Genomic DNA, 16,064 nt, shown 5'->3' on the forward strand with positions numbered 1-16,064 from the left:
CCCGGGCGGACGCCAATCCCCCCGGTGTTTTTCATGCCCGCCTGACGGATGAACAAAACAATGAATTGAAATGATTAATTTTGACTCAAAGATAAACCTCCTTTACACACTTTTTGGGATACTACCAACTTATTTTTGCAGAACCCTCTCTATACTTAGAAAACTCTGAATTATTCTCTCTTTGCAAGGTATTGTAGAAGATCATCTCATAATTATTATGAAACTCAAGATTGTTGATGTTCTATTCTTTTTCGTCGGATAGCGCTAATTATGAATTAAAGTTGTTATAACATTTCCTTCAACGGNTTGTTATAACATTTCCTTCAACGGCAAATCCGGCCTTAATATCGTAGTTTTGCGTTTTTCTTTTTGCAAAGTCACTAAATCAGCCTATAAATATGTTTTAAGAATATTTCGTGCTATATCCTTAGTATTTTCAACAGACTTTATATGTCTAATGTTGAAGTTGTAATGAGAACTGGTTTTGTTTTTTTGTAAAGACGTAAAATGTATGTCATGACTTTTGTGAGAGAATAAAACGAATGCAATTATAACTGGTAAAGAAAATTTTGTTGTAGCTATCTTTTATTATCCAATATTATTTGAAACTTAAGTCTTTTACAGCTCCTGTATGAGATCGTTTACCTTATCCTCTTCTGTGGCCCAAGAAGTTATAAGTCTGATAGCTGATCTTTTTTTATCTATTTTTTGCCAGATATAAAAATCAAACTTTTTAAGTAGCTCCTCTATCTTCTGATTGTCCATGATTGGAAATATTTGGTTGGTTACAGTGTCTGAGAGGAGAGGATATCCTTTTTTCAACAAAGCATTTTTGAGTTGCATTGACAGATTGTTGGCGTGCTTTGCCAACTTAAAATACAGATTGTCTTTTAGGAGCTCTTCAAATTGTATGCCCAAGATTCTACCTTTGGCCATTAATGCACCTCTTTGTTTGATTGAATATTCAAATTCTTCATTGACCTTCTCTGTATTTATTACAATAGCTTCTCCAAGTAGAGCCCCATTTTTAGTTCCACCAATATAGAATACATCTGTCAACCGAGCTATATCTTCGATATTGATGTCATTGCCTTCAGCTGTGAGGGCATGACCAAGTCTTGCTCCATCCATATAGAGGTATAAGTCATTCTCCCTGCAATAATCAGATAGCTTTTTCAATTCATCTTTGTAATATATTGTTCCCACTTCTGTTGGGTTGGATATGTATATAAGTCCCGGTTTTTCTGAATGTGGAAAGTTATTTCCAATCTCATTAATCAGTGAGTCAATAGCTTGTACAGTCAGCTTCCCGTTGTCGCTTTTGATGCTGTGTATTTTATGTCCTGTCGCTTCAATGGCTGCTGTTTCGTTTTGTAGGATATGCCCACATTCGCAAGATATGACACTCTGATAGCTTCTGAGCAGTGAAGAAATAACGAGCAGGTTGCTTAGTGTCCCTCCCGCAATGAAATGGATTTTTGCCTCTTGATTTTTGATGAGGGATCTAATCATTTCCTTTGCCTTTGTACTATGGCTGTCGAGCCCATATCCGGCTTCTTGTTGAAAGTTTGAACGAGCGAGTGCCTCCAATATATTTGGATGACATCCCTCGGAATAATCATTTTTGAAAGAATATCTTGCCATCATATTCTGTATTTGTTTTTTTACTACTTTTACCAAAGATAATACATTAACTAATCAAATTGTAACTATGAAATTAAACAAATCTATTATCGGATTATTTTTATTTGCCTCGTGTTTAACCGTGGGCGCTCAAGAAAAATTCGATCTTAAACTTGGTCTAAAGTCTAAGGTGACACAGACGGAAGAGTCGTCCAAGTCAAATGTGATATCTATCAATGCCATGGGGCAGGAAATGAAGATGATATCTATAGAGCAAAGCAATCGAATGATTTCGTATAAACCTTTGGCCGATGGCAATATAGAAGTGACTTCATCTATTATGAGCATGAAGATGACACAAGATGCTTCATCAATGGGTCAGGGTGTTATGATTATCTCTTCTGAAGATCAGGAAAATGACAATAATAAGATGCTCAAAGCTCTTGTAAAGCATCCAATCAAATATGTAATTACTCCGGCCGGTGATATTGTGAAAGCTCCCGATGTGACAGAATACTATAAGGCGGTAAAAAAGGTATTGGGAAGTTCTCTAAGTGCTAAGATTTTTGTTGAAAAGATGGTTAGTCTTGATGCTCAATTTTATCCGACTACGCAGATTGCAGTAGGAGAATCCTGGACGCCTTCAGAATCTAAAAATTGCGAAGTCGTTTGTGATGGTAAGACATATACCAAAAAGACAGAAGCTAATCTTACCTATACGCTCAAAGAGGCAACTCAAGACAAATTTGTGGTGCTTGTTAATAAGAAGATAAAAGAGGACCTACAAGGTGTACCTCTTATGGGAACTGCTTCAGAGGAGATTGTTGTTAATCGCAGTACAGGTCTAATTGAGTCTGTTACTTCTAAGGAAGAGGCAAAAGGTAATGCACAAGGAGCTTCTTTTGTACTCACTGGTGGTGGATCAAGTTTGTACAAGACAAAATAATTAGAAAACAGTAAGTTTTAATTCTTATTTAAGGAGGGCCTCTTTACAGGCTCTCCTTTTTTATGGATTGAGCAGTGTGAAGAGTTTGTAATTTTTACAAAATAAGCTCCTCTGATCAAAAAGCGAGGGTGAGGGTATTGCAGGAGCATCTGTACGAGTTATTAGGAGTATTTCTCAATCTTTTTCGGTATGGTTGAACAAACCATAGAATTCTATGTAGTATATCAAGGCTATTCGCACCATGGTTACCTATCCGGAAAAGCTCCAAGAGCGGGTAAGTCTTTTCATCATAATCGTCAAGAGTAGATTGGCAATGAGCGTTACCATATTTATATTTTGATGTATTTAATGTCCGATAAAAGTTGAAAAGAGCATTTTAGAGTATTTCAATTGCTTTATTTATACGGTTGAGTTTTTTTGAATAGTATGCCCCACTTTCAAAGACTAAAGCCGGCTGTCTTGACTGATAAAAGGGTCTCAATTTGAGATTTAGATTAACTTCTACAATATTAGAAGCCTTGTGTGAGAAAGCGTTTTTAATATCAAGCAGAGTTTCCCGTCTCCTTATCTGCTGAAAGGACAGCTGTCCGACAAAAACTAAGCACATGAACAAGCTAAGAGGACAAAACAGATGGTAGTATATGGACAAATATGGAGCATTAAAGTCATAAAAAAGCCGAAAAGTAAGAATCAAAGTTCTCACCTCTCGGCATCTGACAATAACAGAACAACCTGCTAAGGTCTATTCACTATTTCTCGGGAATCATTATATAAGCTATTCCTTTTTCCAATTTGTGAATTTTATCTCCCAGCCCATGCTTCTTAAGATCTTCCACTGACTGCCTGACACAAACATCACCTGCCAAACCGGCAACATCAATATGATCAGCATCCAAAAGAATTTGTGGCACATCCTTTTCAAAAGAACTATATTCATCCTTATCTTCTTGTGTAGCCTTCTCCAAAAATGTTACAGGGATATGTTTAGATACTGCTTTTATTCGATCCATCAAAAGAGGATAAATAGCAGCTCCATTGCTATACTTAAGACAATGTACAGGCCAAAAGCCGCCATTCTCTTGAAAGCTACAATGTTTCAAAGGATGTTGATCCAATGTAACAACAAGATGATCATACTCATTATAATGCTGACCTATATATTCAGAAAGCCAATCCATTGCTTCAGAGGCATTAGGGACGGGTAGACTTCCGGAGATAAAATCAATTTGTGGATCAACGATAAGAATTACTTTTGACATAATAAGGAAGGAATCTAATGGTTGTTAAAAAAGTTGTCTTTAAGTTGTATGAACGCTGTCACACAACTCAAAAACAACTTGTAAACCTCATTCATTCTATTTCAAACAATAGAGAAAGAGTTTATTATAGTTCAATATCAATATCGTGAGCTTCATTCCATGGCAATCCTTGCTTTGCCACCTCCTGCATAAAAGGATCGGGATCAAATTGTTCAACATTATAAACACCCGGTTTTTTCCACAATCCTCGCATAAACATCAGGGCTCCCGTTGTTGCCGGCACACCTGTGGTATAGCTTACACCTTGAGCACCGGTCTCCTTATAAGCAGCTTCATGACTGCAATTGTTCCAGATATAGTAAGTTTTCTCCTTACCATCCTTAACACCTCTTATACGACATCCAATAGATGTTTCTCCGGTATAGTTTTCTCCAAGCTCTCCCGGATCAGGTAACACAGCCTTTAGGAACTGGATTGGAATAATCTCCATTCCATTATATACAACAGGGTCAATACGAGTCATTCCAACATTTTGCAATACTCTTAGGTGAGTCAAGTACTCTTGACCAAATGTCATCCAGAATCTTGCTCTCTTGATGGTTGGGTAATGCTTTACCAAACTTTCCAATTCTTCATGATACATCAAGTAAGACTCTCTGGCACCTACCGAAGGATAGTTGAGTGTTTTATGTACAGACAATGGATCTGTCTCATGCCAAGCTCCATTTTCCCAGTATTTACCTCTTTGAGTAATCTCTCGAATATTAATTTCCGGATTGAAGTTTGTAGCAAAAGCCTTATGATGATCACCTCCATTGCAATCTACAATATCCAAATAATGGATTTCATCGAAATGATGCTTTGCAGCATAAGCAGTATAGACACTTGTACATCCCGGGTCAAAACCACAGCCCAATATAGCTGTCAAACCGGCCTCTTTGAAACGATCATGGTAAGCCCATTGCCAACTGTATTGATACTTAGCTTCATCTTTTGGCTCATAATTAGCTGTATCAAGATAATTGACACCACACTTTAGACAAGCTTCCATTATAGTAAGATCTTGGTATGGAAGAGCTACATTGATCACCAACTCAGGCTTAAAGCTTTCGAAAAGTTTGCAAAGTTCGTCTACATTATCAGCATCTACAGAAGCTGTCCGAATCTTTACATTTTTGATATCTGCAGCAATTTTATCACATTTGCTTTTAGTGCGACTAGCAAGCATAATCTCATCAAACTCACTCGCATTCATTGCTACTTTCTTCGCTACAACAGTACCGACACCTCCGGCACCTATAATAAGGACTTTTCCCATTCTGATCTTTATTTTATTTGATAATTCTCTATAAAGTTATTAAATAACAACCGCTTCCCAAATTCACATAATCAAAAAGCTGTCTCGAAGTAATGTTGCGAACGGTAACACTCTTGTCCAACACATTTATCTTACCAACAGTAAAAAAATGCTTCAACCAATTCGAAGCTAATTGTGATCCCCTTCATTCCATTCAATAAATTCAAAACACCCTCTGACATTCACAAAGATAAGTTGTATCTACGAATGACACAAAGAGTTGATTATCTATTAAACAAAAAAACATTATAGTATGATTAAAAGGAAGGGCCTTCGGTGTTTTGCAAACACAAAACTCCTTCCATGAAGCACTTTATAACCTTTTAGAACAGCCTCATTTTATGGGCTGACTATAAGTCTCTCGCAAAGGAACATCAACACAAATTTTCTATTTCATCATCATAGACTATCGACCTCCTTCTAAATGACCTATGTGCTATCCTTAAAATCAAATAAAGCCCTCTTCAAGTTAAATGGCTCGAAAAGGGCTTTATTAATTAATTATTCAAAATAATTAGTGTCCTCTAAACCACCTTCTATTTCCTACTTCTCGCATATCTCCTCTGCCGGCACCTTTGGAAAAGCTGTTAAATCTGAATATGAAGTGCAATATACCATATCTAACCACAGTGTTTGTTCTTTGGTGTGTTACAGTAAGAGGAGTAGAAGTATTGTTATTAGAAATACCTGAATTTAATATATCGTACACCTTAAATCTAAGTGTTGCTGCCTTGTTTTTGAGGAAACTATAAGAGGCAAACATATCCCAGTTCCATGCTTTGTTGCCAAATCCGGGCTTATATCCATTTGTTGTTTTCCAACTAAGTGTACTACCAATACTGATACCCCAAGGCAGATTAAAAGTAATTTCATGATCTGTCCTATAATGTCTGATATTAGCAGTCTCACTATCTGAAGTAGAATTTTGGAAATGATCCAAATCATAGGTCTCGGTAATGGATGTATACAACCAATCATTTTGATAGACAAACGACAAACGATTAGACATATTCACCGTATTAGATATATTCTTCTCCCCATTAATATACCCGGGAATCCTCATGTACGCACCTCCAGAAGCCAACCTCATTGATAAGTTATGGCCAAATAGCGGCATTGTAAATGATGCGTTGGCATGAATAAAGGCATTACCCGAAGCATTCCTATATTTAATTGTACGTTTACCGGTGTTGATATCATACAAGGCATCCGAAACAATAGCATCTTTTGTAATATTACCAAATACCATTGCTTGAAGTGAAGACCTATATTTCTCAAAATAGGTTTGGTATCTGGCAAATACATCATGACTGAAAGAAGGCTTAAGGTTTGGATTTCCTAATACTTCAAGCAAAGGATTTGTTTTATCAGGAAGTGGCATAAGCTGATCAATATTGGGCTGTTGCGAACGACCTCTATACTGTATCCTTAAAGATGTCTGTTTGTTAGGTCTATAACGAAAAGCAAATGTGGGTGCAAAATTGACAGAATGTATCGTAGTGTCTTGATGCTCATAGTCAGCCGAATCTCCTATATATCGTTTAGACTTTAGCATGGCAGGATCGACCGTAAAACCAAGAGTCACATCCATATTCTTGAGAAGGTATTTGACATTTGCACCCATATTAAAAGAGTAGAAATCATTGGTATACTTGCCCCCTTCATCATTTTCTATCCATTCATTTTTTGCTACTTCGCTATAATTCTTTCGATTGTTGGTCTGTCTTCTATACCGAGTATTGACCAAAGCCTGCATGAAGAATCTTCCTCCTAACGGCTCTACCCATGATGCCCATAGTCGAGTACCAAGTCTGCTAAAATCACTTTCTTGCTTACTTAAGTAGCTATCTTCATTAATATTGCGATGGTATATCATATCGGCATCATTCGAATTATAATCAAACTTAGCTGAGAGACTTAATGTACGGCCATCTGTATTGAGGTGCCTACTAAAATCAATGCGATGATCCGTTGTCCAATTTTTAGAGGTCTCATACATTCCATAATCCCCCTTATTAATCATACTCTCATCTTTGAGATTGATATTCTCAAAAGTTTCAGAAAAAGTTCTGTTCTTCTTTCCAAATCGAAGAGAAGGACTATAAATTATCTCCGTTAACTTATCCGGAGTCCACACAAATCGCATATCTGTACCTGCGTTGTGACTATACACCTGGTCATAAGAAAGATTATCTTGTCTTGTCATCTCACCATTAGGAAGAAAGTTGATGATAGCATTGGTCGTTTCAACATATTGATCTGAATAGCCATATCTGCCATTACCATTCATATCCCATATATCGTTGAGGTTGGTAGCCGCATTTGCTCCCACAATCCATGATTTTGTGACACCTGCTCTAGGGTTAGTATTCGGAATAGCTCCGGCTACATCAGAGCCTCTTGAGCCCCTTCCTCTTCCACCTACTCCGGCAAATCTTCCTTGAGACATATCTACACCAAGATCAGAAAAGCCCAAATTGTTGGTATTATTACCTCCACCGACAATCGTATACTGACTTTTACCCTTAAACTGATTCACAATAGCATTGGTTTCATAGCGGTTATTATCGTTCTTAATACCTCGTCCTAATCCTCCGTAAGCATTACCAAAAATTCCTTGACGCATATCCTTTTTGACTTGGATATTAATAACGGTCTCCTCTTCCCCATCATCAAATCCACTCATCCTGGCCATATCACTTAATCGATCAAGGACTTGGAGTTTGTCAATCATATTAGTAGGTAGATGCTTACCAGCCATCTTTGGATCTCCTGAGAAAAACTCTTGTCCATCAATCATAATCTTGGAAATCTCCTTACCATTAATCGTGATCTTCCCAGATTCACTTACGGTAGCTCCCGGTATTTTTTTGATCAAATCTTCCAACACATCCCCCTCTTGCATTCCAAAGTTGGCTGCACTAAATTCCAATGTATCGCCTTTTACCTTCATATCTGCTGCTGCAGCTTTGACTGTAACCCCCTCCAGTTGTCTAACATTTTCTTTTAGAGTGATCTTTCCCAGATTGATGGTTTTGTTTTTACCTTCAACCTTTAGATCTTGTACAGAAGTAAGATAACCAATAAAAGACAATTCAAGTTTATAAGTACCAGCTTTCACTCTTTGTATTCTGAAATGTCCTTTGGCATCAGTTGCCGCTCCCTGTTTTGTTTTGCCCTGTATAAGTTGAGCGTTTGCTCCAATGACAGGTATCCCATTTTCGTCTACAACAGTTGCAGTGACATTGTACGACGAGAGATTTTGAGCAATTAGCCTACTGACGGTGCATGGAAGCACACAAAATGCTATTAGCAATACAAATGCAATTCTTACGTGTTTCATATATTTTCTAACCGGTTTATAAGTCTCATAATTATTTACAGAAATGATAATCATTGATTGCACATACAATAAATCAGGATAATTATTCTTTTATGAATAACACTACACTAATGCAACCCATCCATTATTGTATAGTCAAATTCGTTTTCGGATAAGTAGACAATCAAATATCCAAGTGTTGACAGCCACAAAATACCTCAATACAATTGGCTATATGATGAAATAAAAGAGGTGATGTTTAAGCAAAAAGAGGCATAAAAATAATTTGATTGGAATTAGTTCCCATAAAAATGGCCAATATATTTATTTTCAACAATATACAGGCTAAAAAAACAAGAAAAGATATTTGCAATTATTACATGGTTGTATGAAAAAGTTTATCATATTGAATGCCTAAAAAACATCTTGAGAAAAAACAGCAACATTGGGATCATCTAAAGTCATAAATTACACATTATCATAGATCAGACTACTCTATTTCAACAAACACCATCTCAGCAAGTGCAAAGATAGTTTAGAAAAGAGCACAAGTCAACCTTATTTACCGATTGATTACAGCTAAAACAATCAATCTGACATTCATATATCAATATTTGATTGAGCCAAAATAAGTGGCAAAACATACTCTTCACAATCTCGTTTAAGCACGAAATAAGATGAAGAAATAAAAATAACTACCTCTGCCTATCAAGCCACTCCAAAATTATCCTCAAGACTTCTTGATTGATAGTTTCATCTATCTGAACATATTCCAACGGAGATCCGGATTTAGCTTTTTGAAAAAGGTGATTAAGTCCGGGGAGAGTGATTACGTTGTACCTTTTGTTTGGAGCATTGAGCAATGACTTCATTGCCGATGCATTTTGAGATGCGACTATCTGCCTGTCCAACTCTCCATAGATGGCAAGTGTTGGCGGCAGACTGTTTTTGGCTTTGCTGTTTGTGACATTTAAAGGGATGCTCGGATCATAACCCAGGTAAAATTTCATCCATGGATTACTGAGTTGATTTACCCACAAATTGATCAAAGTTTCCTTGCCGACTTCATTTAGCTCTTCACGAGAGAGTAGTCTCTCATAATTATCTTCACAAAACAAGCGTATATTCTTAGCAAGTTCTTTATCCTTCGAAGTTATAACCACATTGAACAACTCCTTAAGGGCATCTATTTTATCTTCTGTAAGGGGAGCATCTTTGATACTTTCTTTAACTGCAGCCATTTGAGCAATCATCACATCTCTTCCAGTAACAGAAGGAGCAGCAAGTAGAATCATTCCATCAATATTCTTGCCTATCTGAGCAACAAGCGGAGCCACCATAGCTCCCTCTCCATGAGCAATAAGAAATACTCGTTTGGACTTAGGTTTGAAGTCCTTTTTCATATAATTAACTTCACAATCAACATCTTCAGCAAAATCAAACGTGGTGACATGAGTAAAATCACCACCCGTATTACCTATTCCTCGTCCATCACAACGCAATACCGTATATCCATTTCTGGTCAGCCAATCAGCCAATACAGCAAAAGGCTTATGATAAGCAATGGTTGCATCGCGGTCCTCTTGATTGACTCCCGATATTAGAATGATTGTCCCCTTAGATTTCTTCTTTGGAATTGTAACTACACCACTTATATTGAAATCTCCAAATGTTTGACGTATAGATACCTCTTTAACTTTGTATGGGTATGGAGGCTCAGGAGTTTGAGGCCTTTTGATCTTATAACCATCTTCTCCCATCTCCAAATTAAGAGGAAAACTTGATGAAGATTGCTTAAAAACTCCTTCTATCACATGTCCCTTTAAAGTCCCATCGAAAGAGATTTCAAGCTCATTGCTTACAAAATGCAATCTACTTTTATCCATCATAACCGTATCAAGAGGAATATCATAAGCACCCTGATCCGGGCTATCCATCTTGCCGATCCATACTTTCTTCCTATTTCTCTGCATTTTTACAATAATACCAAGAGACTGATTGCCAATATAAAGTCTTCCACTAAAGATCAAACTCTTGCGCTTGCTCGTCATCTCACTTGTCGATGTATCGGCTTGAGCAGTAAAAGGCTTACAAAAAGAAGAAATAAGAGATATAAATAAAAACGGTATAAGGATATATTTTTTGACTGATACGATATTCATACATCTAAAAAGTTACAAGAGAGTTCATCCGGATGAATGATAATACTGACACGCAGTAAAAAGCATCTCAACCTTTGTTCTAACTATAATCAAGACACAAAATCAAGTTATTTGACACAATGAATAAACCCAAAGCATTATAAGGGGTTAGAAAAGCAAACTCCTTTTAGAAAGAGTTTGGGTTGATTTTGTATGGTCAAAGCCCAACAAAGATACTGTTTTATGCAAATGGAAATATCAGAAATCAAATTAAATATGATAAACTCTTCCTTATATCACCAATTAGTTTTTCCAATGGCACTTCAAGATCTCGGGACTGCCGGAAAAGAATTTCTCGTATAGACAGAAAAGACTCATCTGTTTCAGAAAGCATAAGTCCGAATTGATAAGCCAACCTCAATGCCTCGATATTGTAATGCTCTCCAAAGCTAAGATAGATACCGCGAGAGAGCAATTGATCAGCCAATTCTCGACCTTTGCGATAACCATGAACAATCCAAGGGGTTTTGGGTACAATATTTTTATGAAGTTTTAGTATCTCATTCCATCCCCCTACAATATGCCAGACAATAGGTTTGCCATACATCTCACCAATTTCGATTTGTCTTATAACTACTTTTTGTTGCTCAGAGAAATTTAAGGCAGACCTTTTATCAAAACCACATTCGCCAATTGCTAAACATCCGGAATCAGAAATAATACTACAAAAAATGTCATAATCACCTTGACTCGGGATACCCGAAGTAAACATCGGATGGAAGCCGACACTATAACAAGAGTTTAGAAATGCATACAAAGATTCGTCTGTTAAGGAACTCGAATGTTGCCCCGCAATCATAGCCACGAGATCTCCGGCATGATACGAACGAATAGATGTAAAAAGAGGGTCGCTGTCGTGATGAGTATGTATATCTAACAAGCTATCCATTATGGTACAGGATCATAACCACTTCCACCCCACGGATGGCATCGAAGGATTCGTTTAATGGCAAGCCAAAGCCCTTTTATAGGCCCATGCTTCTTAATAGCCTCTATTGCATATCTGCTACAAGTGGGTGTAAATCTACACGCCGGAGGAAGCAAAGGTGAAATAAACATACGATAGAAATAGATAGGAGCTAACAAAATGTATACAAATACACTTCTGATAAATGAAAGAACTTTTTTCATAAGTTATTCTCCTTACATATCTTACCAAAAGCTTTCAAGACAGCTTTTTCGATTATGTCATATGTAGGCATTTCATCGCTTATCATCATAAAAGCCAAATCTATCCGCTTTTGATGCAAATTTAAGGATGAAATCAGTATAGATTTGTTGAGACGATAAGCCTCTCTAACAAGACGCTTTATTCGATTACGCTTATTGGCTCGCCTAAATCTGCGCTTTGCTACAGAAACAAGCATACAAGCTGAAGGCAAATCTTCTCGACTATCCTCCAACTTGTATGCTACTCTCAATGGATAAGCCACAAGGCTCTTGCCCTCATTGTAAACAGCATCTATTCGACACTGCAAACACAAATGTTGTTCTTTCGGAAAAGAGAAGAGCTTGGGCATAAATATGAGTTAATAGAAAGAGAATTACTCCTCTTATTTTTTCTTTTTATATGTCGAAAGAAATAAATCTAAAGCCATCGGCATAGAAGAAGCTGCCTCTGAAGGTGCATGTATGTCTAATCTAAGACCGGCATCTTCAACAGCTGAACATGTTGCAGGACCGAAAGCTCCAATCAATACATCTCCTTGCTCAAAAGAAGGAAAGTTTTTCTTCAATGCAGAAACTCCCGACGGACTAAAAAAGAGAATCACATCATGATCCAATTTCTCACCATCCTGAAAATCATTGCTGACTGTACGATACATTACAGCTTTCTTGAAATTAATCTTTGCAGCCGTAAGCATCTCCATTAAATCCTCTTTATGCTCTTCTGCCACCGGAATAAAATATTTCTCTTTGTTGTGCTTCTTAATGACAGTCACAAGATCTGCCAATTCACCGGTTGCACCAAAGAAGATCTTTCTTTTACGATAAACGATATATTTCTGGAGATACACAGCAATGGACTCACTCACACAAAAATACTTCATTGTATCGGGCAAAGTCACCCTAAGCTCCTGAGCTAAGGTAAAGAACTTATCAATAGCTGTTCGAGCTGTAAAAATAATTGCTGAATAATCCAATATGTTTACCTTCTGATCTCTAAACTCTCGTGCAGAAACAGTTACGACCTTAATAAATGGTCTAAACTCTAATTCAGCTTTGTACTTTTCTGCCACTTCAAAATAGGGCGATGTTCTAGACGGTTTTGGTTGCGATACTAAAATCTTCTTTATATTTGCTGCCATAGCTAAGACTTCCTTATAAGTATAACAATCCTCCTACTCCTACAATTAAATATAGGTAAGGTAGGATTTCGTGGGTGCAAAGGTATAAAAAAACCTGCAAAGGATTGGCCTCCGTGCTACGACATAATTTTATAGACTTGAATATAAGCGACATACGAAACACAACAAAAAGTGATATCAACACTATCAATGCAATAGAAGGAGAAATAGGAGATAACGCAAGCAGGGGAACAACTGGAAGAAAGATACACCAAATCCACTCTGCTATACTGGCATAATTTCGCCAATCATCATAACTATGAGCTGGTGAATAGAGCCAATTGAAGAATCGATATGTCAATCTTCTTAGAAATTCGAATACTATAATTATTCCGAACAATGCAAGAGGAATCAATAAGTCACCAGGAGTATGATTTGTCTTTATCAAGTCATATCGCTCAGCTATCAACCAAACAGAAAGAGATAGACCTATTGCCGTCTGTGCATGCACTATCAATCGAAATAGTGGCCATGGCATATAACGCTGTAGATAAGCATACAATTCATCCTCTCGTCCATTGAAAATTGAATGTACTGTCAGGCTCAAAATACTCGGTATTCTCCATAAAATAATAGAGAACAAAACGAATTGAGCGAAAACAAGCATATATGTTGCATCGTTGACTACATGTCCAATCCAATACAATTCACCCATATTATTTACTCAACAGGAGATGAAGATTTAGACATCAGAAAAGCATCTGCCAGTGTTATCCAAGCCATCGATTCAACGACAGCAACACCTCGGATCACAACTGCCGGATCATGACGACCTTTGGCATCGAGAGCTATTGGATGATTGTTTATGTCTATAGTCATCTGCGGTTTAGCTATTGTTGGAGTGGGCTTAAAGGCCACCCTAAATATTATATCTTTACCATTGCTGATACCACCTAAGATACCACCACAATGATTTGTTTCACTTTGGAATTTATCTTGAAAAGGATACATCCAATCATTCGAATCAGAGCCTTTCATACTCGACAGAAGGAAGCCATCCCCTACCTCAAAACCCTTTACTGCATTTATTCCTAACATAGCTCCGGCCAACATGGCATCCAATTTGTCATATACAGGTTCACCCCATCCTATTGGCACACCTTTAACAACACAAGAAACCATTCCACCCACACTATCCTTGTCGGCTTTAGCTGATATAATTTCTCTGGTCATTTGCTCAGAACATTCAAAATCGGGACATCTGACTTCGCTACAAATAGTCCTATCTCTTAGTTCGATAGGATCCATAGAAAAGTATCTTGACTCTGTTTCACGAGGCATAGAGATCCTTCCTACACGAGAAACAAAAGCACAAACTTCGACACCCAATGGTCTTAACAACATAGAAGCTATAGCTCCGGCAACGCTCCTTACAGCTGTCTCGCGAGCAGAAGCCCTACCCCCACCTCTCCAATCTCTAAAACCATGATATTTTGCATGATAAGTATAATCCGCATGACCGGGTCTAAAACAATTCTCCAAGTTGTCGTAATGTGCCGTATGATGATCTTTGTTGCGAATTACAAACGCTATTGGCATTCCGGTTGAAAAGCCGTTCATAATACCGGAAACAAACTCAACATGATCATCTTCGCATCGTTGAGTAACCAGATTACTACTACCTGGTCTTCTCAAAGACATAAAAGACTCCACAACGGAATGATCTATCGTTACACCTGCCGGACAACCATCTATCACACCACCAATCAATGGACCATGACTTTCACCAAAAGAAGTCACTCTAAACAAATTGCCAAATGTATTCATGATCAGACAACACAAAAAGGCAGAAGCTGTTTTTAAGTTTTGTCAAACAGCTTCTTATGTCATTTATACCAGTTGATCGCCTTTTCTCAATTGAAGCATCTCTTCGGGCACAGCCTTTTTGATTGTTTCTGCAATTGCATTCAAAATATGCTGGCGAACAAAATCACCTCTATAACAAAGATTAATTTCTCGACTGGGCCTTGGAATAGCAAATGGACGTACCAATTCCTTTTGAGCATCACTCAACCTTGGATAAGCCAACTCAGGAATAAAGGTCACCCCTTGCCCCGTCTCAACCATACTCATAAAGGTCGCCATTGAACCATGTCTATAAGTATTATGCTTATTTACGAAAGATTTTAGATTACAAAATTTGACCAATTGATCACGGAAACAATGCCCCTCATCCAAAAGCCACAAACGCTCCCCATCCACCTCATTCGTACGAATGGAAGTTTGTTCAAAAAGAGCTTCATTCTTAGAAACATATCCAAGGAACTGCTCATAATAAAGGGGTATCTCCTTTAGATCGTCCATTTCACTCTTGCTGGCAATAATTGCTATATCAATACTATTGTCACTTAACGCTTGAAGACACTGAGAGGTCAATAATTCACTAAAATCAAATTCAACCTTGGGAAGGGCTTTGGTCAACATATCACTTATGACCGGCATTAGATAAGGTGCGATAGTTGGAAGTAAAGCCATACGAATACGCCCACTCATACTATTTTCCTCTTCAACAACAATAGCCTGGATCTTGCGGCTCTCACTAATCACACGCTTAGCTTGATCGATAATGAGCACCCCAATCTCCGTAGGAATTACCGCACTCCGATTGCGTTGAAACAAATCTACACCTAATTCTAACTCAAACTTCTTAACCATCGTTGATAAAGTAGGCTGGGTAACATTACAATCCTCTGCCGCCTTTGCAAAATGACGATGTTTGTCAAGAGCTATAATATACTCTAACTGTTGTATATTCATAAAAACTCTATTTTGTATTTTAATTTCTCATTAAATATACCCTACTAATAAGGATCTATTATTTTGTAAATATAGGATTTATTTAGGGAAAATGAGTCATCAACAGTCAAAAAATCCAATAAGGAGCAATAGTGTCCTAAACGTTCTTCTTTGAAGAAGGACATAGCATAGTATTCAAGAGGGGCATCCCACTTGATCATCTTGCGCTAAAATGGGGGTATCCCCCTATGTCAATTCAGGCTCATCGGGAG

The 16,064-nt window shown here is 37.5% G+C and carries 13 protein-coding genes; 1 reads left to right on the plus strand and 12 read right to left on the minus strand.

The annotated features are described in order from the left end of the window. Positions 1–618: 618 nt before the first annotated feature. Entirely contained in the window at positions 619–1,647 is a 1,029-nt protein-coding gene (locus ACFO3G_RS00860) for a threonine aldolase family protein (protein WP_380077093.1), read from the minus strand. A gap of 64 nt (positions 1,648–1,711) precedes the next feature. On the opposite strand from ACFO3G_RS00860, the gene ACFO3G_RS00865 reads away from it, so the two are divergent. Continuing rightward, positions 1,712–2,569, plus strand: coding sequence for a DUF6263 family protein (locus ACFO3G_RS00865; RefSeq protein WP_380077095.1), 858 nt, complete (start codon positions 1,712–1,714; stop codon positions 2,567–2,569). Positions 2,570–3,318: 749 nt separating this feature from the next. Here ACFO3G_RS00865 and ACFO3G_RS00870 read toward each other — a convergent pair. The 11 genes from ACFO3G_RS00870 to ACFO3G_RS00920 form a co-directional block, all read right to left on the minus strand. Then, complete coding sequence (locus ACFO3G_RS00870; RefSeq protein WP_380077097.1) at positions 3,319–3,828, minus strand: isochorismatase family protein; 510 nt, start codon at positions 3,826–3,828, stop codon at positions 3,319–3,321. A 124-nt stretch (positions 3,829–3,952) separates the two neighbouring features. Then, on the minus strand, positions 3,953–5,146 hold the full coding sequence (locus tag ACFO3G_RS00875; protein WP_380077099.1) for a saccharopine dehydrogenase family protein: 1,194 nt from the start codon (positions 5,144–5,146) through the stop codon (positions 3,953–3,955). A 553-nt stretch (positions 5,147–5,699) separates the two neighbouring features. After that, positions 5,700–8,528, minus strand: a complete 2,829-nt coding sequence (locus ACFO3G_RS00880) for a TonB-dependent receptor (RefSeq protein ID WP_380077101.1) — start codon at positions 8,526–8,528, stop codon at positions 5,700–5,702. Between the two features lie 674 nt (positions 8,529–9,202). Beyond that, complete coding sequence (locus tag ACFO3G_RS00885; protein ID WP_380077103.1) at positions 9,203–10,669, minus strand: alpha/beta hydrolase; 1,467 nt, start codon at positions 10,667–10,669, stop codon at positions 9,203–9,205. A 244-nt stretch (positions 10,670–10,913) separates the two neighbouring features. Further along, positions 10,914–11,597, minus strand: coding sequence for a TatD family hydrolase (locus ACFO3G_RS00890; protein ID WP_380077105.1), 684 nt, complete (start codon positions 11,595–11,597; stop codon positions 10,914–10,916). After that, positions 11,597–11,839 carry a membrane protein insertion efficiency factor YidD gene (gene yidD / locus ACFO3G_RS00895; protein ID WP_380077107.1) on the minus strand — a complete coding sequence of 81 codons (243 nt, stop codon included), beginning with the start codon at positions 11,837–11,839 and terminating at the stop codon, positions 11,597–11,599. Before yidD ends, ACFO3G_RS00890 begins: the two co-directional genes overlap by 1 nt. Beyond that, positions 11,836–12,228, minus strand: coding sequence for a ribonuclease P protein component (locus ACFO3G_RS00900; RefSeq protein ID WP_380077109.1), 393 nt, complete (start codon positions 12,226–12,228; stop codon positions 11,836–11,838). Before ACFO3G_RS00900 ends, yidD begins: the two co-directional genes overlap by 4 nt. A 33-nt stretch (positions 12,229–12,261) precedes the next feature. After that, a complete protein-coding gene (locus ACFO3G_RS00905; RefSeq protein WP_380077111.1) occupies positions 12,262–13,017 on the minus strand; it encodes a uroporphyrinogen-III synthase in 756 nt (251 codons plus the stop codon). 13 nt (positions 13,018–13,030) lie between these two features. Further along, the gene (locus tag ACFO3G_RS00910; protein ID WP_380077113.1) at positions 13,031–13,711 is read right to left on the minus strand and encodes a DUF4271 domain-containing protein; all 681 of its coding nucleotides are present in this window, start codon (positions 13,709–13,711) and stop codon (positions 13,031–13,033) included. A gap of 5 nt (positions 13,712–13,716) precedes the next feature. After that, a complete protein-coding gene (aroC, locus tag ACFO3G_RS00915) occupies positions 13,717–14,823 on the minus strand; it encodes a chorismate synthase (RefSeq protein ID WP_380077117.1) in 1,107 nt (368 codons plus the stop codon). Positions 14,824–14,886: 63 nt separating this feature from the next. Then, positions 14,887–15,813 carry a LysR substrate-binding domain-containing protein gene (locus ACFO3G_RS00920; RefSeq protein ID WP_380077115.1) on the minus strand — a complete coding sequence of 309 codons (927 nt, stop codon included), beginning with the start codon at positions 15,811–15,813 and terminating at the stop codon, positions 14,887–14,889. Positions 15,814–16,064 lie beyond the last annotated feature (251 nt).

It is taken from the genome of Falsiporphyromonas endometrii (genome assembly GCF_042654485.1).
Classification (GTDB): domain Bacteria; phylum Bacteroidota; class Bacteroidia; order Bacteroidales; family Porphyromonadaceae; genus Porphyromonas; species Porphyromonas endometrii.

Coding starts and splice junctions, on each gene's coding strand:
- ACFO3G_RS00885 (WP_380077103.1), bottom strand. CDS start 10,669: ATGAATATCGTATCAGTCAAAAAATATATCCTTATACCGTTTTTATTT.
- ACFO3G_RS00900 (WP_380077109.1), bottom strand. CDS start 12,228: ATGCCCAAGCTCTTCTCTTTTCCGAAAGAACAACATTTGTGTTTGCAG.
- ACFO3G_RS00880 (WP_380077101.1), bottom strand. CDS start 8,528: ATGAAACACGTAAGAATTGCATTTGTATTGCTAATAGCATTTTGTGTG.
- yidD (WP_380077107.1), bottom strand. CDS start 11,839: ATGAAAAAAGTTCTTTCATTTATCAGAAGTGTATTTGTATACATTTTG.
- ACFO3G_RS00875 (WP_380077099.1), bottom strand. CDS start 5,146: ATGGGAAAAGTCCTTATTATAGGTGCCGGAGGTGTCGGTACTGTTGTA.
- ACFO3G_RS00920 (WP_380077115.1), bottom strand. CDS start 15,813: ATGAATATACAACAGTTAGAGTATATTATAGCTCTTGACAAACATCGT.
- ACFO3G_RS00910 (WP_380077113.1), bottom strand. CDS start 13,711: ATGGGTGAATTGTATTGGATTGGACATGTAGTCAACGATGCAACATAT.
- ACFO3G_RS00870 (WP_380077097.1), bottom strand. CDS start 3,828: ATGTCAAAAGTAATTCTTATCGTTGATCCACAAATTGATTTTATCTCC.
- ACFO3G_RS00865 (WP_380077095.1), top strand. CDS start 1,712: ATGAAATTAAACAAATCTATTATCGGATTATTTTTATTTGCCTCGTGT.
- ACFO3G_RS00905 (WP_380077111.1), bottom strand. CDS start 13,017: ATGGCAGCAAATATAAAGAAGATTTTAGTATCGCAACCAAAACCGTCT.
- aroC (WP_380077117.1), bottom strand. CDS start 14,823: ATGAATACATTTGGCAATTTGTTTAGAGTGACTTCTTTTGGTGAAAGT.
- ACFO3G_RS00890 (WP_380077105.1), bottom strand. CDS start 11,597: ATGGATAGCTTGTTAGATATACATACTCATCACGACAGCGACCCTCTT.
- ACFO3G_RS00860 (WP_380077093.1), bottom strand. CDS start 1,647: ATGATGGCAAGATATTCTTTCAAAAATGATTATTCCGAGGGATGTCAT.